Annotated in this window: 26 protein-coding genes; 9 read left to right on the top strand and 17 right to left on the bottom strand. The window is 40.9% G+C overall.

Going from position 1 to position 23,734, the window contains the following annotated elements:
- Positions 1-156: 156 nt before the first annotated feature.
- On the bottom strand, positions 157-279 hold the full coding sequence (locus tag BST97_RS16255) for a hypothetical protein (protein WP_262497048.1): 123 nt from the start codon (positions 277-279) through the stop codon (positions 157-159).
- A gap of 55 nt (positions 280-334) precedes the next feature.
- On the opposite strand from BST97_RS16255, the gene BST97_RS12445 reads away from it, so the two are divergent.
- The 3 genes from BST97_RS12445 (at position 335) to yihA (ending at position 2,474) form a co-directional block, all read left to right on the top strand.
- The gene (locus tag BST97_RS12445) at positions 335-1,099 is read left to right on the top strand and encodes an alpha/beta fold hydrolase (RefSeq protein WP_085767548.1); all 765 of its coding nucleotides are present in this window, start codon (positions 335-337) and stop codon (positions 1,097-1,099) included.
- 50 nt (positions 1,100-1,149) lie between these two features.
- On the top strand, positions 1,150-1,776 hold the full coding sequence (locus BST97_RS12440) for a hypothetical protein (protein WP_157111661.1): 627 nt from the start codon (positions 1,150-1,152) through the stop codon (positions 1,774-1,776).
- Between the two features lie 98 nt (positions 1,777-1,874).
- Positions 1,875-2,474 (top strand): ribosome biogenesis GTP-binding protein YihA/YsxC, encoded by a 600-nt coding sequence (gene yihA, locus BST97_RS12435; RefSeq protein WP_085767546.1) that lies wholly within the window; start codon positions 1,875-1,877, stop codon positions 2,472-2,474.
- Position 2,475: 1 nt separating this feature from the next.
- Here the strand turns inward: yihA and BST97_RS12430 are convergent, their stop codons facing one another.
- The 5 genes from BST97_RS12430 to gldB all read right to left on the bottom strand — a co-directional run bounded on the left by BST97_RS12430 (position 2,476) and on the right by gldB (position 4,658).
- Positions 2,476-2,778, bottom strand: coding sequence for a type II toxin-antitoxin system RelE/ParE family toxin (locus BST97_RS12430; protein WP_085767545.1), 303 nt, complete (start codon positions 2,776-2,778; stop codon positions 2,476-2,478).
- Entirely contained in the window at positions 2,762-2,995 is a 234-nt protein-coding gene (locus tag BST97_RS12425) for a hypothetical protein (RefSeq protein ID WP_085767544.1), read from the bottom strand. The genes BST97_RS12430 and BST97_RS12425 overlap by 17 nt, the downstream gene beginning before the upstream one ends.
- Positions 2,996-3,057: 62 nt before the next feature.
- The gene (locus BST97_RS12420; protein WP_085767543.1) at positions 3,058-3,279 is read right to left on the bottom strand and encodes a DUF3820 family protein; all 222 of its coding nucleotides are present in this window, start codon (positions 3,277-3,279) and stop codon (positions 3,058-3,060) included.
- Positions 3,280-3,294: 15 nt separating this feature from the next.
- Positions 3,295-3,633 carry a gliding motility protein GldC gene (gene gldC, locus BST97_RS12415; RefSeq protein WP_085767542.1) on the bottom strand — a complete coding sequence of 113 codons (339 nt, stop codon included), beginning with the start codon at positions 3,631-3,633 and terminating at the stop codon, positions 3,295-3,297.
- Positions 3,633-4,658, bottom strand: coding sequence for a gliding motility lipoprotein GldB (gene gldB, locus BST97_RS12410; RefSeq protein WP_085768251.1), 1,026 nt, complete (start codon positions 4,656-4,658; stop codon positions 3,633-3,635). The genes gldC and gldB overlap by 1 nt, the downstream gene beginning before the upstream one ends.
- Before the next feature lie 33 nt (positions 4,659-4,691).
- Between gldB and nadE the strand changes: the two genes are divergently transcribed.
- A complete protein-coding gene (gene nadE, locus BST97_RS12405; RefSeq protein ID WP_085767541.1) occupies positions 4,692-5,483 on the top strand; it encodes an NAD(+) synthase in 792 nt (263 codons plus the stop codon).
- A 157-nt stretch (positions 5,484-5,640) separates the two neighbouring features.
- On the top strand, positions 5,641-6,267 hold the full coding sequence (locus BST97_RS12400) for a LuxR C-terminal-related transcriptional regulator (protein WP_085767540.1): 627 nt from the start codon (positions 5,641-5,643) through the stop codon (positions 6,265-6,267).
- Here the strand turns inward: BST97_RS12400 and dnaG are convergent.
- The 6 genes from dnaG to era form a co-directional block, all read right to left on the bottom strand.
- A complete protein-coding gene (gene dnaG, locus BST97_RS12395; protein ID WP_085767539.1) occupies positions 6,264-8,246 on the bottom strand; it encodes a DNA primase in 1,983 nt (660 codons plus the stop codon). The genes BST97_RS12400 and dnaG overlap by 4 nt on opposite strands.
- Before the next feature lie 166 nt (positions 8,247-8,412).
- The gene (locus BST97_RS12390) at positions 8,413-9,210 is read right to left on the bottom strand and encodes a porin family protein (protein ID WP_085767538.1); all 798 of its coding nucleotides are present in this window, start codon (positions 9,208-9,210) and stop codon (positions 8,413-8,415) included.
- A 107-nt stretch (positions 9,211-9,317) separates the two neighbouring features.
- Positions 9,318-10,472 (bottom strand): hypothetical protein, encoded by a 1,155-nt coding sequence (locus tag BST97_RS12385; RefSeq protein WP_157111659.1) that lies wholly within the window; start codon positions 10,470-10,472, stop codon positions 9,318-9,320.
- A 76-nt stretch (positions 10,473-10,548) separates the two neighbouring features.
- Positions 10,549-11,337 (bottom strand): hypothetical protein, encoded by a 789-nt coding sequence (locus BST97_RS12380; protein WP_085767537.1) that lies wholly within the window; start codon positions 11,335-11,337, stop codon positions 10,549-10,551.
- Complete coding sequence (locus BST97_RS12375; RefSeq protein ID WP_317043422.1) at positions 11,327-11,890, bottom strand: RNA polymerase sigma factor; 564 nt, start codon at positions 11,888-11,890, stop codon at positions 11,327-11,329. The genes BST97_RS12380 and BST97_RS12375 overlap by 11 nt, the downstream gene beginning before the upstream one ends.
- Before the next feature lie 384 nt (positions 11,891-12,274).
- Positions 12,275-13,165, bottom strand: coding sequence for a GTPase Era (gene era / locus BST97_RS12370; RefSeq protein ID WP_085767535.1), 891 nt, complete (start codon positions 13,163-13,165; stop codon positions 12,275-12,277).
- A gap of 190 nt (positions 13,166-13,355) precedes the next feature.
- Between era and BST97_RS12365 the strand changes: the two genes are divergently transcribed.
- Both BST97_RS12365 and BST97_RS12360 read left to right on the top strand, forming a co-directional pair.
- Positions 13,356-15,182 carry an MORN repeat-containing protein gene (locus tag BST97_RS12365; protein WP_085767534.1) on the top strand — a complete coding sequence of 609 codons (1,827 nt, stop codon included), beginning with the start codon at positions 13,356-13,358 and terminating at the stop codon, positions 15,180-15,182.
- Positions 15,169-15,894 carry a glycosyltransferase family 2 protein gene (locus tag BST97_RS12360; RefSeq protein ID WP_085767533.1) on the top strand — a complete coding sequence of 242 codons (726 nt, stop codon included), beginning with the start codon at positions 15,169-15,171 and terminating at the stop codon, positions 15,892-15,894. The genes BST97_RS12365 and BST97_RS12360 overlap by 14 nt, the downstream gene beginning before the upstream one ends.
- A gap of 13 nt (positions 15,895-15,907) precedes the next feature.
- Here BST97_RS12360 and BST97_RS12355 read toward each other — a convergent pair whose 3' ends face one another.
- From BST97_RS12355 to BST97_RS12345, 3 genes are all read right to left on the bottom strand, one after another.
- Positions 15,908-16,741, bottom strand: coding sequence for a hypothetical protein (locus tag BST97_RS12355; RefSeq protein ID WP_085767532.1), 834 nt, complete (start codon positions 16,739-16,741; stop codon positions 15,908-15,910).
- A gap of 76 nt (positions 16,742-16,817) precedes the next feature.
- Entirely contained in the window at positions 16,818-18,164 is a 1,347-nt protein-coding gene (rseP, locus tag BST97_RS12350) for an RIP metalloprotease RseP (protein ID WP_245833569.1), read from the bottom strand.
- Positions 18,165-18,232: 68 nt separating this feature from the next.
- Positions 18,233-20,179, bottom strand: a complete 1,947-nt coding sequence (locus BST97_RS12345) for a M1 family aminopeptidase (protein ID WP_085767531.1) — start codon at positions 20,177-20,179, stop codon at positions 18,233-18,235.
- Between the two features lie 72 nt (positions 20,180-20,251).
- On the opposite strand from BST97_RS12345, the gene BST97_RS12340 reads away from it, so the two are divergent.
- Both BST97_RS12340 and BST97_RS12335 read left to right on the top strand, forming a co-directional pair.
- A complete protein-coding gene (locus tag BST97_RS12340; protein WP_085767530.1) occupies positions 20,252-20,932 on the top strand; it encodes an SCO family protein in 681 nt (226 codons plus the stop codon).
- Positions 20,933-21,267: 335 nt separating this feature from the next.
- Positions 21,268-22,170, top strand: coding sequence for a DUF3078 domain-containing protein (locus BST97_RS12335; protein WP_085767529.1), 903 nt, complete (start codon positions 21,268-21,270; stop codon positions 22,168-22,170).
- A 15-nt stretch (positions 22,171-22,185) separates the two neighbouring features.
- Here BST97_RS12335 and dinB read toward each other — a convergent pair whose 3' ends face one another.
- Both dinB and BST97_RS12325 read right to left on the bottom strand, forming a co-directional pair.
- The gene (gene dinB, locus BST97_RS12330; protein ID WP_262497047.1) at positions 22,186-23,292 is read right to left on the bottom strand and encodes a DNA polymerase IV; all 1,107 of its coding nucleotides are present in this window, start codon (positions 23,290-23,292) and stop codon (positions 22,186-22,188) included.
- Positions 23,276-23,728: a hypothetical protein gene (locus BST97_RS12325; RefSeq protein ID WP_157111657.1), complete on the bottom strand. Its 453-nt coding sequence runs from the start codon at positions 23,726-23,728 to the stop codon at positions 23,276-23,278. The genes dinB and BST97_RS12325 overlap by 17 nt, the downstream gene beginning before the upstream one ends.
- Positions 23,729-23,734: the final 6 nt, after the last annotated feature.

Raw genomic sequence — 23,734 nt, 5'->3', positions numbered from 1 at the left:
AGTTATGAACAATTGAGGAAGTAGGCAGTTTGCAATCCCAGTGCGCAGTTTTCAGTATGCGCTAAAATGGTACTTGATATGAGGTGGGTGAATTAGTGTCTTATAATTGAGGTGAACCGATTTCATCTTAACTTATAAATTTGCTAGTTTGATTTGTTACGCTTTCGCGAAAGCGGAATATCCAACGATATCTTTGTAACCCAAAATTTCTAAAAAGTCTAGAGGTAGTAAGAGTGGTTCATTTGATTTATAATGTGCTGCATAGTTTAAGTTTGCCATTGTGGGAAATATTCTATAACCAAATCGCCTATATTTGCGTTGATACCCATTATTTATGGCATACGAAACGATCAAGGAAGGAAAGTTTGAATACTACAGCAGCGGTGAGGGAACTCCTATTGTAGTGCTACACGGGCTTATGGGAGGGCTGAGCAATTTCAGCGGCGTGATTGATTATTTCCCACCACTGGGATATGAAGTTGTGGTTCCGTCACTTCCCTTATACACCATGTCGTTGATCAAGACCAGTGTGGGAACATTTGCCAAGCATATCAATGCTTTTATCGAGTATAAAGGCTGGGATGAGGTGATTTTGCTGGGGAATTCCCTGGGAGGTCACATAGGGCTGGTCACTACAAAACTCTTCCCTGAAAAGATCAAAGCTCTAGTGATCACAGGTAGTTCTGGACTCTATGAGAATTCCATGGGTGAGAGTTATCCCAGAAAAGGTGACTACGAGTACATCAAAAAGAAGAGCCAAGAGGTTTTTTACGATCCTGAAATTGCTACTAAGGAAGTTGTAGACGAGGTTTTTAAAGTCGCCAACGATCGTAACAAACTCATTAAAACACTCGCCATTGCAAAAAGCGCCATAAGACATAACATGGCTAAGGACCTACCGAAAATGACGACGCCTACCTGCATCATTTGGGGTAAAAACGATACGGTAACACCGCCGGAAGTTGCAACCACTTTTCACGAGAAGTTGCCGGATAGTGATTTGTTTTGGATCGACAAATGCGGCCACGCAGCGATGATGGAGCACCCTGACGAATTCAACGAGATTCTTCACGGCTGGTTCAAAAAGCGCGGATTTTAGCGATAGGCAGTAGGCAGTAGGCAGTAGGCAGTAGGCAGTAGGAAAAATTAATGACTGGCAAAATATATGATGTAGCTGTTACTGAATCTTGGAAGATTTTTCTACTATTCATTTCTGTATCATTATTCTTTTTGTCTTCTAACTTTCTCTTTCAACTTTTAGAATTATCGATATGGGGAACATTTATATCAATTGTGCTCTCTATTGCTATATACTATCTCTGTAAAAGTTTGACAACTCAGAACAAAGTTTTATTTCTGGGTAAGAACAAAATTGAGATAGACAATAAGGCTTTCTATTACGATGATTTTACCTCTTACAAAACTCATAGGTTTAGTGGAGTTAGTTTAAAACTTAAATTGAAGAGTGGCAAAACTTTACCACTTACTTGCAACGATAATTTCTGCGACAGTCTCCCTTTATCCAAATTTGTTGACGATTTTGAAAAAAGAGCTACAGATCATCCCCACATAAAAAAAATTAAGTCTTTTGGAGAGAGAAAAATTGGTCTTTATATCTCGATTGTTTTGACCGTCTTGTTATTTCTGAGTTTAGGTTATCAATTGATTTATAATGAAGAAATGACATTGTCCTCCCTGTTCTCACTCCTTTTAGTTTCATTGACTGCCTTATGGAGCGGAATTGAAATAAAAAGCTATGGAAGAAATAGTATCTAATTCATCATACCGGTAAAACTAGAAAGCTAATTTTGAAATGTTTATCTTTTGCAAGATAGTTAACGAATGAACACCCCAAATTTTAAAATTCTCCTTTTATGAAAATCAATCAGGCTTCTTTTGTAATGTCTAATCAAGACGTGAAAAAATGCCCTAATTCCAACATCCCAGAATACGCATTTATAGGAAGGTCTAATGTGGGTAAGTCTTCGTTGATTAACATGCTGACGGGAAGAAAAAGCCTCGCCAAAACCTCTGGAAAACCTGGAAAGACCCAATTGATCAACCATTTTTTAATCAATAAGGAATGGCATCTCGTTGACTTACCAGGTTACGGTTACGCAAAAGTTTCAAAATCCAGCAAAGCAAAATTTCAGAAGTTCATCACTAATTATTTCTTACAAAGAAGGCAGCTGGTCACCGGTTTTGTTCTGGTAGATATACGCCACGAGCCACAAAAAATCGATACTGAGTTTATGGAGTGGCTGGGTGAGAATGGAATTCCTTTCTCCATTATTTTCACAAAAGCAGACAAGCTCAAAGACTCCCAAATCGAAAAAAATGTCGAGCAATACCGGCAAGTCTTATTGGATGGAGTATGGGAAGAGTTTCCGCCTTATTTTGTCACTAGTGCCACAAAAAGCACAGGTCGCGATGAAGTTCTAGCTTATATCAATGAGATAAATAAGTCTTTGTAGCTTAAAAGCTTCTTTTATCAGGGTTTTGTCTGTTTGAGAAAAAAGATAAAATGATAATCGATTCACCCTCAATTTGATAGTATAAAGTGTTGTATGTAAGAATGACTACTCGCCTGATATTTTCGAATCCATCAGCAGTAGGATGAATTTCTGGATCCATTGAAGTAATATCCAAAGTAGAGGCTATTTCTCTAGATAGCTTTCTCAACTCCTTACTCGAAAAATTACTTTCTAAATAATCATAAGTTTCAGCAAGCTCTTCCAATGCATGATCAGTCCAAAGAATCTTATAGCCATTTTCCATAGATTTCTTTAGCCTTAGAATTAGGATTCAAACGTCCATTTTGAGCTTGAGCGATACCTTTTTCGATAGATTTACGTTCTGTCGAAGAAATTCCTTTCACATCAACACTAGAATCCTGTTCCCTAATGGCGATCAGGCGATCTATGATGTCCTGATCATTAACAGCAGCAAGCCATTGAATAAGGGATACTTTTTCAGAATTTAAATCAGCTTTCATATTATAAATATATTGAAATTAATAGAACACTCAGTCGGCTCGTAGATCAACTGGCTATAGTCTCATGGATTCAGGCGTCTCACCTCCCTCAAAACACCTTCCAGCCCATTGACTTTCATTTCATAAACCGATTCTAGCAATCGGCCTAGTTTACCTGCGGGAAAACCTTTTCTCTTGAACCAAACCAAATAGGCTTCAGGTAGGTCACTCAAATAGACATTCTTGAACTTACCGAATGGCATTTTGTAAAAGGCAAGTTCGACCAATTGTTCTTTTTGATTCATCTCAGAAACTGGTGATCAACCTTTTTTCAGTTCCAGTTTTTCGGCAAAATAATCACAAAAATCCATCATAGTATCACGCATCTTATCGTCGCTTGTCGCTCGGTAATAAGTATCAGCCATGCTAACTAAGGTCTGATGAAAGAATACGCGCATCTCGTCTACCGGCATATCCTTGGTCCATAAGTCTATACGGAAACTCTCCTTCTCAACCGAGTCCCACATGCTCACCATCATGGCTTTTGCATCTGCTGCGTCTACGCCGCCGTCTGGTGCGCTCCAGCGTATGTGTTCCGGAACCTTGTTTTCATCCAGTTCTATACCTATCTTGATAGTTGATCTTTTATTTTTTGACATTACTCGGGTTTGTATTTTGAATTTTTAAACAACTCTTCTGCAGGAGTTGCCAGCATCGCGTCTATGCTCACTGTATTGTTTTCCATATAAGCTTCAACTATACGGTAACCTAGATAGCGTCCCACGCCACCCGGTGTTTTTTGATCTACCTCCAGATAGAATTTTGAAAATGGTGCCGGTAAAATGAAACGTGTCAACAGTCTACTATCTGTATCATAAAGCAACTCTTCATCGATCAAATACCGCCACATCTGTTGTTCATTATCAACAGTGAAATCATATTTCTCTTTAGTGTAACCAAAGAGCAGTTCCTCATCTTGTCCTGGAACAAATAGCTTTTGCAAGTAATGAAGCTTGCCGTGATAGATCATGTTTTCCAGCAAGCTGCGCTCCATGTTTTTTGGAACGAAGAGTTTAGCGTACGCCAGAGCCACATCAGCAGGAAGTTTTTCAATTTTGAGCTGGTTGCGTATGTATTTGCTTATTCCTAAATATAATTCGCTATCAGCTCCCAGATAGGTATCTATCGCTATATACAGACCATCTTTGCGAGGCACGACTTGATAATCGTACTCCACTTCAGAAATAAATGTGATAATATCTGTTTCTTTGAAATCAGGGAAGTAATAAGAAACATGACGCATGACGTCTTTTACATCTTTCTCAATTTTATCGTAGTCAAATTGAGCTTTCTTCACCTCATCTTCCAGAATATTCTGGATGGTATCCCTGCCCATCATTTTTGCAACATAAACACTATCAGGCACTCGATCTGATACAAGCAGTGGATATTGCTGTCTCAACTTCTCTAGATCTGCAACCTCAGACTGGGCAAATTCTTGGTGAAACAGATACATCTCAGCATCAATGGGAATCTTTGCGATCTCCTTTTCTATACTTTCTGAGGAGTTGCATGAGGATAACGTCCCGATAGCTATCGGGATCGCGAAAGCGAGAACACAAAATACACGTAGCCAATAATTCACAGGTCTATAACTCGACAACACATATTTTATTTTTATCATTGGTACTCCTTTATTCATTGCAAAAATACAATTATGCAAACTCAAAAAGTAACTGATCACATCGTTAACTGGTTAAAAGACTATGCAACGCGAGCAGGCGTTAAAGGCTACGTAGTAGGTGTAAGTGGTGGAATAGACAGCGCCGTTACCTCAACTCTTTGCGCTATGACGGGACTGGAGGTCTTATGTGTAGAAATGCCCATACACCAGCATAAGGATCATGTTACCCGAGCCCAGGAACACATCAAGCAACTGAGTAAACGGTTTGAGAATGTCAAGGATGTGCGCAGTGACCTCACGCCCATATTTGACACTTTTGTAGAAAGTATGCCTACTGAGGAAATGACACCTCAAGTAGCGCTGACTCTAGGGAATACTCGAGCGAGACTACGCATGACTACATTGTATTACCACGGCGGGATCAACGGTTTACTAGTAGCAGGAACTGGGAACAAAGTGGAAGATTTTGGAGTAGGTTTTTATACCAAGTATGGAGACGGCGGCGTAGATGTGAGCCCAGTTGCAGACTTACTCAAATCACAAGTATATAAAATAGGTGAACATGTTAGTGTACCTGAAAGTATTATGAAGGCAGCTCCTAGCGATGGTTTATATGGAAATGAAATTACAGATGAAGACCAGATAGGGGCTAGTTATGATGAATTAGAATGGGCAATGGAACAGGTTTCCAAAGGAAAAAAAGTGGATGATTTTGTAGGAAGAGAAAAAAAAGTGTTTAAGATTTTTATAGATTTTAATACTCGTAACCAACACAAAATGCAGCCAATACCTGTGTGTGAAATACCATATAAATATCTCACATAGCGCAAGAACAAAGACTTACCTTTTTCTAATTTCATTTTTGCTATTTAATAGAATAAATTATTAATTGTGACATAACGATCTGTTAAGTAGGTTAATACGTACGTTTAATTTGTAGGAAAACATATATCGAAGTTTATATTTGTCATAAATTGATATCATGAAAGTACTGCTAGCGGATCATCATCCCATTTTCAGGCTGGGACTGAAATGCATGGTGAAGAATGAAGAGGAGTTTCAATTTGTAGGTTATGTAGATAATGGGGCAAATTTGGAACAGAAAATTGCTGAATATCAACCGGATATCGTTATTCTTGAAATAGACTTACCTAGAGCAAATGGTGTGGGATCTCTACGCAAAATCAAAAATAATTTCCCAGAACTTAAAACCCTTGTAGTAAGCTGTCATCCTGAAGAAATCTATGCACTAAGCGCAGTTAAAGCAGGAGCTCATGGGTACATTGCAAAGACGAGAAGTGTGGAAGATATTAGAGAGGCATTGCTTACCGTGAGTAAGGGTGGCACATTCCTATCAAGTAATATTACAGGTCTCTTAGATAATAATGAGCACAAAAGTGATGTCCTTAAATTCAAAAAACTCTCTACTCGAGAAATTGAAGTCCTCAATCTTCTTGCGCGAGGAAAAAGAAATAAAGAGATTGCTCAGGCGCTTTCGATCAATGAGAAAACAGTGAGTACCTATAAAACTCGTTTACTCAAAAAATTAAATGTGGACAATATTGCAGACTTGATTCACCAGTCCAGATTAATGCAATTATCTTATTAAATAACCCTATTAAGTCTAGATCCCAAGTTCTGGCTTAATTTATTATAGTCTTGAACCTCGGTAAGAATTTCGACACTTTCACTCTCACTCTGTGGATCCTTCAATTGATCCATTAAAGAATTGATTTTCTCTGAGATAATCAACCTCCTAAAATTAAGAATGGTATCTATGACCGCTGTTGCGACAGTTTGATCTTTGGTTTTTACAAAAATTTGTTTCTCATCCCATTTGTGTAGTTGATAACGATCTTCGTTCATTATAAGATCGGCTACTGTTCTCGCTTCATCGTCACTTAACTCAGACATTACCACGTTCACATCGATCCTACCTTGAAGAAGCATGATATCGATTAATTTTGGGTAGATATTTCTAAATTCTTGATTTGCAAACTCGATCTCATCGCTATGCAGCTCCATATAGATTTTTTCATATACTGGAGACTCTGTCTTAACCGTTTCAGTTATTAGTTTACCGTTTTCAGACTCCTGAAAATATTCATCGGTAAACAACTCTGTGCGATCACCGTATAGCAATAGGATCTTGATAATATCCCTCTCAAGCAGCTGGCGTCTATCTACTTTAGAAGGCTGAACGGTTTCTTCGACCTTAACCATCGCAGATTTCTCTGCGCTGCGCTGCTCTTTTTTCTTGTGCTCCTTGATTTCAGCATTACGTACCTGAGCCAGGGCAGAAAATAAGGTTTGCTCTCCCAGTCCTAAAATATCCGCACTTTCCCGCACATAGATTTCTCGAGAAATAGCATCAGGAATCTTTGCGATACTCTTCACGATGTCGCGGGCCATCGCAGATCTTTTAATAGGATCACCAGCAGCTTCTTCTTTCAAAAGATTTGCTTTGAACCTGATGAAATCAACTGCATTTCCTTTCAGGAACTCTTTGATCTCATTCTCTGTATGCGATTTTGCAAAGGAATCTGGATCTTCCCCTTCGGGAAATGTACAGACGCGCACATTCATTCCTGCTTCAAGAATGAGGTCCGTACCTCGCACTGCAGCGCGCATTCCAGCAGCATCTCCATCATAAAGCACCGTAATGTTAGGCGTGAGACGCTGAATCAATCTTATCTGTTGTGTGGTAAGTGCCGTTCCTGAGCTGGAAACTACATTTTTGACGCCTGCCTGGTGCAGCTGAATTACATCTGTATAACCCTCGACTAGATAACACAAGTCTTCTTTTGCAATTGCTTGTTTAGACTCATAGATTCCATAAAGAATTTTACTCTTGTCATATACCTCACTTTGAGGCGAGTTTAAGTATTTAGCTGCTTTTTTATCATTTTTGAGTAAGCGACCGCCAAAACCCAGAACTCTACCAGACATGCTTTTAATGGGAAACATGACTCGACCTTTAAATCGGTCAAATTTCCTTTCTGTGCCACCATCTTGTGCTTCCTTGACGATGCTCAGACCAGTTTTATCAAGATACTCTAATTTGTAGCCTGCTTTTAAAGCGGCATCAGTGAGTGCGCTCCATTCATCTGGATTGTAGCCTAGAGAGAAATCTTGAATTGTCTTATCTGTAAAACCGCGCTCTTTGAAGTAACTGTAACCTATAGCTTTTCCCTCAGCAGTTTTAAGCTGATCTTCATACCACTGTGCGGCCCATTTCAGTACCAGGAACATAGATTCCTTGTCGTCTTGGACTTGTTTCTCTTCCTCGGTTTGCTGGTTCTCGACAATCTCGATGCCGTACTTTTTTGCGAGGTAGCGTATGGCCTCAGGAAAGGTGAAATGCTCATGTTCCATGATGAATGAAACTGCGTTCCCGCCTTTCCCACTACTGAAATCCTTCCAGATTTGCTTCACGGGCGACACCATAAAACTAGGAGTACGCTCCTCTGTAAATGGGGAGAGGCCTTTCAAGTTAGATCCCGATTTTTTGAGCTGCACAAAATCACCGATCACCTCTTCCACTCTGGCGGCATCAAAAACAGCATCAACGGTCGTACGGGAAATCATCTTTTAAACTCGAGATTTGAATGTGTAAAAATAATCAATAGAAGTTGGCTCTGCTCTTTTCTGGTACGGTGGTTTGTAGTGTTTACGCTTTCGCGAAAGCGAGAATAAAACTGAGAACAAAAAAAGCCCCTAAAAAGGAGCTTTTCAATAAATTAAGGAAAGGATACTATCCTCTCAACCTGATTCCCAGGGTTACATAATTTTGTTCTAGTGGTGAGTCTTTCAAGATATTATTAAGACCGTACGAGAAATAAAGCTGTAAATCTTCATAACCTGCATAGGCACTTAACCCATAATTGAAATTGTTGATTTCAAAGTCATTGGTTCTGGTGTCCGTAACATTACGGCCTTCACGTTCAAATTTTACAGTTTGCGTGCTACTTGTAATATATCCCAAATACCCACCTATTCCAAAAACGAAATTACTTCCCTTACCAAAACGCTTAATACCATCATCATATTCTTGCACCTCTCTTTTACCAAATTCCAAATGAAGCGGTGCATGGAAACCAACCTGAGCAAATGAAGATCGATCAGCATCTACGCCAATAGGCTGTAGTGTTGTTACATTATCTTGAGTTGCAAATTGACGATCATCACCACTTATGCGTAAAGAACTGTACCTAAGAGATAGACCGTAGGTTAGTCTGGGGGAGTTGCTAGCTTTACTCAAACGTGTGGAAAATTCAAGACCTACATCAAAATAACCACTCCCCCAGAAACGATAGTCATCACCTATGCCATTATCATCTCCAAGAGCTTGATTAAATCCAAAACTCCAAAGAAACTCGGTCTGAGTCATGACTTCTTGCTTGTCACGACGACTACTATCAAAAATATCGAGAAAATCGTAAGGTGCACGATTCGCATGAGAATCATCGCTTTTATCATTGCTCTCTTGAGCAAATGAAAAACTGGCAAACAGTATACTGAATCCAGCAATCAACAGGGTTGTTTTTTTCATAATAGTTGTTTTTAGTAATTGAAACTTTGTAAACTTTTATCAGTGCGACTACGCCCCATGGCAAGGGCGTAATCACTGGCTAATTCAAACTGAACTAAATTTAATTCTTACTGTAATCTTAATCCAAATGCGATATACTGACCATCCACTGAGCCTTCTTTAAAAATATCATTGAGATTCATGCGTGCAAATGCTACTATTTGATCATGTCCCACGTAGGCGTCTATACCGTAGATGAAGGTTTCGTTTTCAAAAGCATTTGCAATAGTTGTTTTGATCTCCCTACCATTTTCTTCATACTTACGTTTAAGCCTAGAACTGGTATTGAAACCGGCAAAACCTCCTATTCCAAACTTCCATTTATCCCATTGTTCATAGCGTATCCGACCATCTTCATATTCTTTCTTTTCTGTACCGCCAAACTCCAACTGCACGGGAAACACAAACTGATCTTGTCTGAATTTGGCTTTTTCTGGTTGGAAGCCTAGATCTATGATTTGGGTGTCGTCTGTGTTTGGCGAGAAAATGCGCCCGCCATTTAGCTCCGTGCCGTGGGTCTGGTATTGCACTCCATAATTAACTCTGAGCTTCTGATTCTCAGTGAGTGGCGTTTGCCATAAAATTCCTATAGAGAAGTAATTGTTATTTGAATAACTGAAATCATTGATATCCAGTTGGTCACCGTTTATAAAATTATAACCAAAGCCCATTGCTAGGAATGAATGTGTTCCCACCTCTTTTCTACGGTCTCTCCAATTCTCGCCAATCTTGAACTCCATACCACCATTTGAGTTCTGAACGATTCCAAAAGTGCTGTTCTCAACTGGATCTATTTTTTTTGCCACTTGATAAAACTCTATTTGAGAATCAATCATGACATTGTGTTTCTGGATGCGCTCTGCATACATTTCAGCCGTTTTCATTTTGTCATCTCCAGCCATTTCTTTCGTATAGTTTTCGTATTGATCCACACGATCATTGATGCGCTTGATATCTTCTGCCAGTTGATTGCGTTGTTCAGCCTCGTAGGCTTTCTTTTTTTCACGAAGCTTCTCAATTTCTTGTTCTCGCTGTTTCTTCGATTTGAGATAATCTTTTTCTGAATTGTAGAAAAATGCTGAAACAGAGCCGTCTTCTAGAGTATCCCTTACTACGTATAGATTACCTTCCATGCTACCTTTTTTGGCAGGCTCCTGTGCGTGAATCAAACCTTGCCCCATCATCAGGATCATAAAGCTTGTAAATAGTATTTTTTTTCTCATGATTTTCCTTTTTTGATACAGTTGTGGCTGTACGCTTACATAAACGACTGTTTTACTGTTGATTAGAATATTTATATTATTGATCTACCCCTATAAGTGCAAAGGCTTCATTTTTAAGCATTCCCAATCCTTGGTTAATACCGCGGTTCAAACGATCCCGCCGTTCTGCTTCTAAATCCCATTCCGTTTCACGCAGCAACTGCTCTGGCTTGATGGAGTGCGTGGCAACCTCTATTGTTTCAGCTTTTGATTCACCCAGTAAACTATTGAGTAGTTCTCCAGCTTCTTGCTGGGCGGTAATCATGTTTGCGTTTTCTGGCTTTTGTTGTGGTATTTCAACTCCAGCAATGGCTTCAATTTTCAGTTTTTTGATTTGACTAGCTGGAGTATTTTGAGCTTTTTTTCTCTTATTCTTTAAAAGATGGACAGCAGACTTCTCCTCAGTTGTCACCGGAGCAGTCACCTGCGCCACACTTGAGGCTGCAGGTGCATTTGCAAACCCTGTCGATCCTTCTTTTTCATCGACTGCTCCAGCTTTTTCTGTTTGCTCTTCAACGGAAAACTCACTATCCTGATTGTTGTCGTCAGCAAGCGCTCGATCGTTTTCACGATCCATTATTGTATCTTGATCAACATCAACCATTTGTTCACTAGGCAAGGGGTCTGTAGAAAAAGAATCTGTTAGTACTGGATAAACCATAAGTGCCATCACGATCGCCGCTGCCACCGCACCTATCCAGTAGAGATAGGATTTACGGCTTTTCTTTTCCTCTCTATCCAGCTTTGCCGACAGCTTGTTCCACGATCCCGCACTGGGCTGAATCTCGCGCTCCCCAAAACCTCTCTTTATCTCATCAAGCTTCATAGCGTTTTCTTTGTATTTCTTTAATTTCTTGTTGTAGCACCAGTCTTGCTTTTCTAAACTGCGTCTTACTGGTATTCTCACTTATGGAAAGCATCTTTGCAATCTCGCGGTGTTTGAGCCCGTCAATAGCATACATAACAAAAATGCTCTTATATCCTTCTGGCAAGTTGTCGATGCATTGCTGCAACACATCCATAGGAATTTCTTCATCACCTGTTTCCAGCTCTTCAAAATCTCCTACCCGCTGTTCATCGATCTCGTCTGTAAACTTGAACGGATCATTTTTACGCAATTGATCTATGCAAACGCGCACCATGATGCGTCGCAACCAGCCCTCAAAATTTCCCTCGTGAGAAAAGGACTCCAACTTTGTGAATGCCTTCAAGAAACCATTGAGCATCATCTCCTCTGCCAGCTCGACGGGTGCCACGTACTGGCGGCACACGCTTAGCATCTTGGGAGCGTGCTTTTCATAAAGATGCTTCTGCGCCTTGCGGTCGCCTTCTGCAGCTTTTTGAATAAGCTTCTTTTGGTTAGTAAAAAGTTGAATCACCTTCACAAGTTACGTGCTTTCTATTTAAATAGACGAGACGTTTTTGAAATGGTTGTCTGAGAGGTTTATTTTTTTGGGAAGTAAAAGTTGAGAACTCAAAACTTGATCACTGGATCGAACACCCTTCCTTGCCCTCCCTCTAGAGGGGAATTTAATTAGAAGCTAAGACAAGTTTTTGATTTTGTAGTCTCGCTTTCGCGAAAGCGAGATTGAAGTTCATGCTGAGTATCATACCGAGTTTGTTCCCTGAGCATTTCGACTGGGCTCAATGACTACGGAGTCGAAGGGTGTCGAAGCCCAACCAAGGATGAAAGCAAACAACTATTCATGCACCAAAGTCTAATAAAAGTCTGGCTTGAATGAACAGATCAATAAGATTATGGATTACTTATTATCCCCTTTGTATCCGAAACGTTTCAACTGACGCTCGTTGCTACGCCAGTTCTTGTTGACTTTCACATACAGCTCGATATGAACCTGCTTGCCAAAAAACTTTTGTAAATCTTTACGGGCCTCAGTTCCCACACGTTTGATTGCACTCCCTTTGTGACCTATAATGATTCCCTTCTGGGTCTCGCGCTCGACCATGATGATGCTGCGTATGCGTATGATGTCTTCATCCTCAAAAAATTCCTCAGTCTCGATCTCGACGGCATAGGGAATTTCCTTTTTGTAGTGCATAAGAATTTTCTCGCGTATGCTCTCGTTGACAAAAAAGCGCTCGGGCTTATCAGTTAAAGCATCTTTGGGGTAGAATGCGGGTGATTCTGGTAATATGTCTACGATTCTTGAAAGCAATTGTGGAACACCAAAATTCTCCAAAGCCGATATCGCAAAAATCTCTGCGTGTGGCAAGCGGGTTTTCCAGTGCTCCATAGCCTCGGCAAGTTGCTGCTCGTCGCCTTTATCTATTTTATTAATGAGAACGAAGACCGGTACCTCAGCATAGGTTAGGCGTTTTTCAAAAGCTTCATTTTTAAGCGCCTTCTCGCCCAGTTCCACCATGTAAAGTATACAATCTGCATCTTCAAAGGCATTTTTTACAAACTCCATCATACTTTCCTGAAGTTTGTACGCAGGCTTGATAATTCCGGGTGTATCACTCACCACCATTTGAAAATCCTCACCATTGATGATTCCCAGTATGCGGTGCCGTGTCGTTTGTGCTTTTGAGGTGATAATGGATAATCGCTCTCCCACCAGCGCATTCATGAGGGTACTTTTACCCACATTAGGATTTCCTACGATGTTTACAAAACCTGCTTTATGTGCCATAGTACAAAGGTAGTGGATGGGTTACAATTAGAGTCTCGTATTTGACCTTCTGAAATTGTTATGGCTGATCGCAGTGGAAAATTGTATCGCTTTCGCGAAAGCGAACTCATAAAACCCACCACGTTTCTCAGCTTAAATTTCACTCGCAATCAACCTAGGTTACCCTTTGTCGAAAGTTTTATATTGCAGTATGCTGAGCAGGCTTCAAAAAAACAGACCGACCATAGTTTCTTATTTGTTTCTATTAGGAGCCATTTTCACGGTGTTTTACCTTACATCTTACAATTCTAAACTGAGCCCGATAGGCGATAATGCGCACTACATCATATTGGGAAATGCTCTAGCCGAAGGGTCAGGTTATGTAGATGTACACGAGCCAATGAGCGCAGCGCACAAGCATTACCCACCAGGCTATCCTATTTTTATTGCCGCTCTGAATGTTCTCAGTTTTGACCAGCTGGATCATTATAAAATTGCTAACGGCTTGCTTCTTTTAGGAAGTGTTTTTCTATGCTTCATATTATTTGCCAAAGTATTAAAAAGCAGAACCAAGGCAGTTCTCGTTTCCATATTGATCGCCGTTAATCTACACATGCTAGTTTATGGAAGCTTGGTAATGAGTGAGTTGCTCTACGTTTTTTGCAGCTTCATTGTTTTATGGCAGTTTAGAAATTTAGAACTGCATCAAAACAAAAACTGCCTGCTAAGGATCTTGATTTTATCAGCTATCAGTGCAATTTGCATTTACACTAGAAGCATTGGCATCAGTTTAGTGGCAGGAATTTTAGCGCTTTTGTTAATTAGGAAACAATTCAAGCAGGCGGGATTTTATACTCTAGGAGTCATTTTATTGTATACACCCTGGTGGATCAGAAATAAGCAACTGAGCGATAATAGCTACACGAGTCAACTATTACTGAAAAACCCTTATCAGCCGGAACTGGGAAATGTGAAATTTACAGATCTGACTGAGCGAATTTTAATAAATCTGGAACGATACATTCTAACAGAGTTGCCAGCTGCCCTATTAAAAACTGAAGAAGTATTTTATACAGATTTACAATATGATGTTGCGGATTACTTGATAGGAATTACACTCGCAGTAATAATGATAGTAGGCGCAATTAGAGTTTACAAATTGTTTCCCGTACTTGTTTTTTATGCCATTGCTTACTTTTCTATTTTGTTGGTTTGGCCCATCGTATGGTACGGGACTCGATTTATTATGCCGCTAATACCAGTTTTACTTCTATTTCTAGTACTTGGCATTTTTCAATCTGTCCAGTTTTTTACGAGACTACTCATATCTTCTAAAAGCTTAAAAACCTCAGCAGCCGGAGCCGTAGTCCTTATTTGCTGGATTTGTGTCTACGGTTTTGGCAGCATAACCTATTTCAATGAAACCTCACTACGTAAAATCCCAGCAAATTATCTCAATTTTTATAACGTCGCCGAATGGACTAAAACAAACCTCAAGGCTGATGATCTAATCTACACCAATAAGGAGCGGATTTTCCATTTACACTCAGGTAAAAAAGTAATGAAGATCAATAAAATCGCAGATCAGGATCTGCACCTTCAATATCTAATCGATCATCAAGTAGATTATGTAGTATTAGAAAAATTAGGCTTCAGTAGTACGACTAGATATTTGAAACTGTTAATAGATCGATATCCTGAAAAATTTTTGGAGACCTATAAATTAGAAAGTCCAGACACATATTTATTTGAGTTCAGACCTGAGTTAGGATATACAGGTGATTGGAATAACGACAAAAGGGAAGGTTACGGAATCTATGTTTGGCAAGATGGTCAAAGATTTGAGGGCTATTGGAAAAACAATTTGAGACACGGCAATGGGACAGTGATTTTTGAGAATGGAGAATCTCTAACTGGAACATGGACTGAAGGAAGTTTGAATGGAATTGCTGTCAAAAAAGATCAAGACGGAAAAGTGATCGAACGAGCTTTTTACGAAAAGAATCAAAAACTCAAAATCGTAGATGAAGCTCCGTAGACTGTCCATCATCATACCTGTTTACAATGAGGAGTGCACACTCTCCACTTTGTTAAACGCTGTTTTGAATGTAGATCTGATTGATAACATCCACAAAGAAATCATCATAGTAGACGACGCCTCATGGGACACTTCTCAAAAGATCATCTTGAATTTTAAAGACTCTGTTCAAGATGTAGCGGTGATCAACAAAAGACTGCCAAAAAACACAGGAAAAGGAGCCTGCATCAGGGAAGGCATAAAATTAGCAACTGGAGATGCAATCATCGTTCAAGATGCTGATCTAGAGTACAATCCAAAAGATTTCAACCTACTACTGCAAAAGATGCAGGAATCTCAATCGGCTGCCGTTTACGGTTCTCGTTTTAAAGATCAGGATTCCTCAAGAAGAAATCGATACTGGCATTATCTGGGGAATCAATTGCTGACATATCTATCAAACACCATAAATCGCCAGCAGCTGACTGATATGGAAACTTGTTATAAACTCATCAAATTAGATGTACTTAAAAGCATGAAGTTGAGAGAAAAACGTTTTGGATTTGAACCAGAGGTTACCTCTAAATTGGCTCGCCTCTCTGACCTAAATATTGAAGAGGTTGCGATATCTTACCACTATAGAAATTATAGAGACGGTAAGAAAATTGGCTGGAAAGATGCCGTTAGAACTGCTTATTGTCTCATCAAGTACGGCTTACTTAAAATGGATTGATATAATCTATGATCTACTTATCCATCCTCCACTGTTGAAATTTCAACAAAGGATTTGTTTTGAAATTCTTATACCCATGCCATGTGACTGCCAGAGTTAGCATGATAGCCTTAGTAAGTGCAACATATGCAATCGAGTCCAGCGTTCCATGGTGCCTTATAAAAATTGCAACCAGAGCCCAGACTCCCACCATAGTAAACTCCCGCATATTATAAAATAACACCATCGCTAAGTTTATGATAGAGGCGATTAAGATCATGATTACAGTAACCCCTATCTCGACAGACTGCGAGAGGTCTAGAACATGGTTGAGCCAGGCACTCACATTAGCAATTATCGCAACGCTTATCCAACCGGAATACAAACAAACAGGCCACCAGACAAAAGCAATAATCGGGAATGGCGCATCCCAGATTTCCATGTCCAATTTAATAATACAAGCAATCAGACAGATCAAAATCCCTAACATACACACCACCGAAAGCCCTATCATTTCCTCCAGCCAGAGTCCAACCCATAGGCTGCAAAAAATATTGGCCATCAAGAACCATGGAGCTGTTGTGGTCACAAAGTCCGTACGGTAATCTGAATCTGTCTTGTTGGGTACTGCGGTACTCGCTTTCGCGAAAGCGGAATAAACTCCATAAATCCCGAACACCAAAAGCATCAAAAATATCAAACCCCAAATGGAAAACGCATAACTCGCAGGAGTAAACAGATTGTTATACTCTGCGCTTAGATCACCTACAGTTTTACCATTGAAATTACCAGTATTAGCATAACCATTCCACGCAATTAAAATAATGACGGACAATAAGTTTTGTATAGAGAATAGTTTACGCTTCATATAAATGCAAAGATAGTCTTAGTTCTTACCGATGGGTAAAAAATCAAGTTCTTTAATAGGATTAATACAATACCTATCAATCAAACAACGCCTTGAATAAGTCGTTACCGTTCGCGTAGAGCATGAGCGCCAGAAGTATGACAATCCCCACGATCTGAGCACGCTCGAGGAATTTATCTCCCGGTTTTCTACCTGTGATAATTTCGTAGAGCAAGAATATCACATGGCCACCGTCAAGCGCCGGAATGGGAAGGATATTCATAATTGCTAGGATAAATGAAATGAATGCAGTAGTCGCCCAAAATGCCGTCCAATCAAAAGTATCAGGATACAACTTTGCAATCGTTCCAAAACCACCCAGCTGGCTTGCTCCTTTTTTAGTAAAAACGTATTTAAACTGGACTACATAATCGTGCATAGTCCAGTAACCTCTGGAAATACCAGCTGTGACACTTTCTGCAAATGAATATTCTCGTCTAGAAAGTTCTAAATCATCAATAACCTCATCAGTGTATTTCATCACAATACCAAACTTTTCCTTTCTAAAAGTTTCATTCTTTGTAGCTGTAACCGTTTTTGTTGAACCCTCTTTTTCTAAAACAACCTCAAAATCTTCATCGTCTTCAACGACATCGTTAAGTGCATAGTGAACATCTGACTGATAGTTTACCGGATAACCTGCTATACTTTTAATAGTAGAACCTGGTTCCATGCCCAACTCTTGAGCATAACTACCTTCTTCGACCTCGTCAATGACAAAAGGAAGACGAGGTGACAATGAAGTTCCCACTCCCGCTTCAAACAACCTGCTGCCTATATCGTCAGGAATGGAAATGACCACTGGCTCGCCATTTCTGATCACGGTTACTTCTTTCACATCTCTAAATATGAGTCGGTGGTTGAGCATACTCGCAACAGTAAGCGTGTCGTCATTGACTAAAAGCGGCTGATCTCCTTGTTGAAAACCTACTTCTTCTAAAACTTTTGGAAAGCCAAAACCATTTTCATAATCAGTTGCATAGGCGACGGGCGTTCCATTATTGAAAACTAATGCGATATAGATGATAAATCCCACAATCACGTTCACGATCACACCACCCAGCATAATGATCAAACGTTGCCATGCCGGCTTAGAACGGAATTCCCAAGGCTTGGGCTCTTCGGCCATTTGATCCTTGTCCATGCTCTCGTCGATCATCCCAGAGATCTTCACATAGCCACCTAAAGGCAACCAGCCTATACCATAAACAGTCTCACCAATTTTCTTTTTAAACAATGAAAACTTGATGTCAAAAAACAGGTAGAACTTCTCTACTCGGGTTTTGAATAAACGGGCAGGTATAAAGTGGCCTAACTCATGTAAAACGATGAGTAGGGAAAGACTCATTAAAAAATTGATGATCAATACAACCGTAGGGTGCATAATGCTGTGGAATTAAACGCGGCAAAAATAGGGCTTAAAAACCACCTAACAAGTTCCGTGATTTGCTTTTAGCGCACGATTAAGGTTTTGTGGACCTCTCCACTTTCCGTAGTGATTTTCACAAGATACATTCCCGAGTTCTGGGGTGTGTTGCGAGTAACGGAAGTAGAATCCGTAATGTGCTCTTCTTCAATCAAACGACCGCTGGTTTCATAAATCGCAACCTTTCTGAGTTCTTGAGTTTGACTTTGAATAGTAAATGAATTCCTGGCTGGATTAGGAAAAAGCGTAACAGAATGCTCCAGAGTTACACGCTCTGTACTCAAGGTGGATACATTGTTTCTACTAATCGTATGGGTCTCTGGATCTATTAAAACATCTACCACTTCGGGAAAAGGTGGCATAAAACTGAAAGTCTGACCGCTAGAAGTAGGTGAGACGGTCACCTCCATTTCTTGACCTTGTGCTCCCACAATCCTCAACGGTAGATCAACGTTAAAATAACCCACGCTTGGGTGGCTCTGCGTTTGATTAATCTGTATAGAAACAGTCGCGTTTCCAGATCTCCACGAGACCTCGTGACTGGGATAACCCTCACCATAGATCCAGTCGTTAAAAAACTCGGTAAGATCCGTTCCAGAACTTTGTTCCACACTGGACTTAAAATCGGTTGTTTTTGCGTAGCCAAAATCATAAGCCGGGTCATTCAGAAAATTCTGCAAAGCATCTCTAAATACGTTATCTCCCAATTTTCTGCGCAGCATGTGCAGCACCATCGCGCCTTTTCTGTAACTCAATCTTCCTGAAAAAACGCGAGGAACACTCAAAGTGTCTTGAGCCGGCACGTAAACACTTCCAGCTGGAGATGAGGTTGCATTGTCGTTTATGGATGCCCGCCAGTTAGCAAAGGCAGCATCATTGTCAAATTCTTCAACCACCATTCCAGAGGCATAGGTCGCAAAACTCTCATTGAGCCAAATGTCCTGCCAGCTCCCGCAGGTCACCTTATTCCCAAACCACTGGTGCGCCAGCTCATGAGCAATCAGGTTTCTGGAGAAATTCCCCATAAAACTGATGGTCGTGTGCTCCATACCGCCACCCCAGCCAAACTGCGCGTGACCATACTTCTCATTTCTGAATGGATAGATACCAAATTCCTGCTCAAAAAACTCCATCATGGGAACGGTGATAGCCGTGCTTGCCTGCGCCGTTGCTAAATCCTCTGGATATACATAATTATCTATATTCAGCGGAAACGTCATGTTGCTGACCACATCAGTATATTTCACATAATTCGTCGCTGCAAAAGCGATCAAATACGCCGGGATGGGATATTCATGACGCCAGTGGAATCTGTTCCCATTTGCGATAGGCGTTTGCGACTGTAAAAATCCGTTTGAAACTGCTGTATTCCCGGCGGCTACATCTATAATGACCTCGCTGAGCTCAATTTTGTCGGTCAGGTCTTGTTTTGTGGGCCACCATGCCTTGGCACCATAGGGCTCAGAAAGTGTCCAGACCACTCCAGCGCCGTTATGCGTGGTTTGCTCATAACTCCCAAAACCGCTTGAAATAGGATTCCCGTTATAGGTAATGCTTACTGAATCCAGCACACCCATCATTTGCGTGGCGTTTAAATCTATAATCAACTCATCGGCTGCGGTGTGCGAGAAAGAAAGTGGTTGTCCACGCTGCAAAACACTGGTTACACTCATGTTTGAGGCAAAATCAAACACTACTTGAGTCAAATCGGTTTCAGCTTCAAAATGTAAGGTCGTGGTTCCTGAAAGCGCGGGTGAGTCCACATCGGGCTGCAGTTCCAGTCGGACATACTGCAAGTCGTACCTTGAGGTCTCGCTGGTCGTACCATCGGTTACTGGGTTGGCGATTCTCAATCTGTGCTGGCACGCAACTTCCATGAATTCGCGATCTGAATCTTCTGGGGATAGGGCTTGTTGTGGGTACGCTTTCGCGAAAGCGAGAACACAAAAAACAACAAAGACTCTTACACACATAATCGTTAGGTTTTGGGAAAAATGACCACTAATCGCGCCCGTGGTATTTAAATTTGCAACAAAGTAGTGAAAATGAGGGAATTTCTGGACAAAAATAAGTGGCGCATCCTCTTTATGGTCATTCTTTGTGGGTCGATTTTGGCAGCATTTCAATATGCGCTAACTCCTGAAAAAACCCTCGCTATATTACAACCCGATGAGTTTGATCCCAGCCTCGTAGACGACAGCAAGCTTTTTGTAAAAAAATACCACAAAATCGCTCCTTTTGAACTGATGAATCAAAACGGTGACACCATCACGCAAGCCGATTATGAAGGTAAGATTTACGTAGCCGACTTCTTCTTCACAACCTGCCCCAGCATTTGCCCTATGATGACTGAAAACCTAATGCTGGTCCAGGAAGAATTTAAGGATGATCCCGAGGTATTGATCCTGTCCCACAGCGTCACTCCAGAAATAGACAGCGTGGAAGTTCTTAAAAAGTACGCCGAGAAAAAAGGCATCATGGACTCAAAATGGAATCTGGTTACCGGCGACCGCAAACAAATTTATGATCTTGCCCGAAAATCCTATCTCGCAGCAAAAAAACCAAAACATGGCGGTGAATATGCCATGGTCCACACAGAGAACTTCCTGCTTGTGGATAAAGAAGGCCGTTTACGAGGTCGTTCTTATGATGGTACCAGCGTGGAGGATGTTGAGGCACTTATTGAGGATATTTATATCTTGAAGGAAAGTTACAAGGAGGATTGAATCAGCCTTCTATCATTACAAATCTCTAGTATTTAAGTTTTTGTTTAGGAAGCAACCGTAAAACCCTCTGGTTACTTCGACTCCGCTCAGCACAAGCGATCAGCCCTCTTAACCTCACCCCAGCCCTCTCCAAAGGAGAGGGAGCTTAAGCTTTTCCCTTTAGACCTCACATCCGACGAGCGGAGCGAGAGGAATGTGTAAAAATGTTTGGCAGCTTGCTGTTAAACGAAAAGGGTTTGATCGCGCGACCTATAAATTCACTAAGCCCGATTACAACTCAAAAAACAATCCTCATTTTAACAAAAGCATGTAATTTTGCGCGAAACTTTCACGCCATGAAAAAAACTTTATCTCTCGCAGCAGCATTTTTATTCTGCATCGCTGCATTTGCTCAAGACAACTCAGATGAAGAGGAGGAAAAAGAAGGATGGAACTCAGAAGGAACCTTTCAGTTTCTCTTTAACCAGAGTGCTTTTAATGCCGAGTGGCAAGGTGGTGGAACTTCAAATATTGCTGGTAATGCTGGAATCAATTATGATTTCAATTACAAGCGCGATCGCCATTCTTGGGATAATAAATTGATCCTAGAATTTGGTTTGACAAAAACAGATGATTCAGAGTTCTCTCGTAAAACAAATGATCGCATCGAGTTCAACTCGGTATATGGTTACAAGATCACTAAAGACAGTAGCTGGTCCTACTCCTTTTTCTTCAACGCATTGACACAGTTTGCAAAGGGTTACAGATTTAGCGAAGATGAAGAAGGCAACGAGATCAGAACGGAGCGCACACATTTTCTTTCTCCTGGTTTTTTCCAGGCCGGTCCTGGTATTTTGTACAGAGAAGACGATGATTTCACCGTAAATATTGCTCCTGCAACTGGTCGTTTGATCGTGGTGGACGACATGTTTACCACTCGTGAGGGTTATGTGGATGGAGATTACTTTGGAGTGGATGCGGGAGAGAGCAGCCACTTTGAATTTGGTGCCAGCGTCAATGCGATCTACAACTTCACCATTGCAGAGAATATCACCATGGACAATGTGCTTTTATTATATTCAAACTATCGAGAAGATCCTCAAAATGTAGATATCAATTACAGTACAAATATCAATATGAAAGTCAACGACTGGTTGAGCACCAACCTGATTTTTCAGGCGATCTACGATGATAATGCAGTAACTGGTTTTCAAATACGTGAAGTATTTGGTCTCGGGCTGAACTACAAGTTCAAATAAATCCCAGCAGCTCGCCTAAAACCCAAACCCTAGCTGCACCTCTACTTGCTTTTCTTCCTCGGTTTTTTCATTATCCAGATTACTGAGGGTGATGCCTAGGAGTCGTACGCTTTCGCGAAAGCGTTCTTGTTCCATAAGCTGCACGGCAATTTTGAGAATATCCTCTTTTCTATGGATAAATTCGTTTAGGGTCTTGCTGCGGGTCTGCGTTTTAAAATCTCGGAATTTGATCTTAAGCGTAACGGTCTTTCCTGCGATATCGGTTTTGGAAAGTCGTTTTTCTATTTCTTCGGCGATTTGCTCCAGACGTTCTTTCATGAAGAGTTCGCTAGAGATATTCTCAGAAAAAGTACGCTCGGCTCCCAAGGATTTACGGGTGCGGTTGGGCTTTACGGGACTGTTGTGAATGCCGCGCACGATGTTGTAGTAATGCGCGCCACTCTTTCCAAAATGCTCCACCAGAAACTCCAGCGGCTTCTGCTTGAGATCCATGCCTTTAAATATTCCCAGCTGATACATCTTCTCGGCCGTGACCTTACCTATGCCGTGAAATTTTCTGATTTCCAATTTTTCTAAAAACTCGGTCACCTCATCTGGCGTGATGGTTTTCTGACCGTTGGGCTTGTTGTAATCGCTGGCGACTTTTGCGATGAACTTATTGATGGAAATACCTGCGCTGGCGGTAAGTCCCGTCTCTTCATAAATACGCCGGCGTATGTCGTAGGCGATAATGGTTGCGCTGGGGTAGTCGTAATTGTTTTGGGTGACATCCAGATAGGCTTCATCTAGAGAAAGCGGCTCTACCAGATCGGTATAATCGTGGAATATCTCTCGGATTTGCTGCGAGACCTCCCGGTACACATCAAAACGGTGCTTGACAAATATCAGATCGGGACACAGACGACTTGCGGTAACGCTGGGCATGGCGCTGCGCACGCCGTATTTTCTGGCCTCGTAGCTCGCCGCAGCTACAACGCCTCGCTTGCTGCTACCGCCCACGGCAATAGGCTTACCTTTCAATTCAGGATGGTCACGCTGCTCAACAGATGCGTAGAAGGCATCCATATCTACGTGGATGATTTTGCGGGTTGGCTTATCAGATGTTTCACCTTGAGGTTTCACAAGTCATTTGTTCTGGTATTCCAAGAGAAGTTTTGTAGAATCGAGTAAAAATCTCTTCCTGAGAAGATATTCTTTTACGATAAATTCTAGAATACCTTTTTGATTTCCTCCATAGTTTTTTTGAACCGAGATCAACTTTAATTTCATTGTCTTCTGAATCCAATTTTAAAATCATTGGATTGTAACAGCACGGAACAGATAAATAAATATCAAAACCTTTAGGAACGCTGATACAAAATTTTCCATCAAAATCAGAAATAGAGTATCGCTCTGTCCCTGATATTCGTACCGTTTGACCCAACACAGGCTCGCCGTCTGAATCAATTACAACGCCTTGAACATGTTTAATGCCAATATTATTATCAAGCTTCTGAGCATGCAGCGGTTTTAAGGAGACAAAAACCATGGTTATAAAAATGAGTCTGAAAAAATTCATTTTCCT

The organism is Nonlabens spongiae, assembly GCF_002117125.1.
Classification (GTDB): domain Bacteria; phylum Bacteroidota; class Bacteroidia; order Flavobacteriales; family Flavobacteriaceae; genus Nonlabens; species Nonlabens spongiae.
The sequence above is the reverse complement of the archived record's forward strand: the minus strand, read 5'-3'. Positions and strand labels throughout refer to the sequence as shown.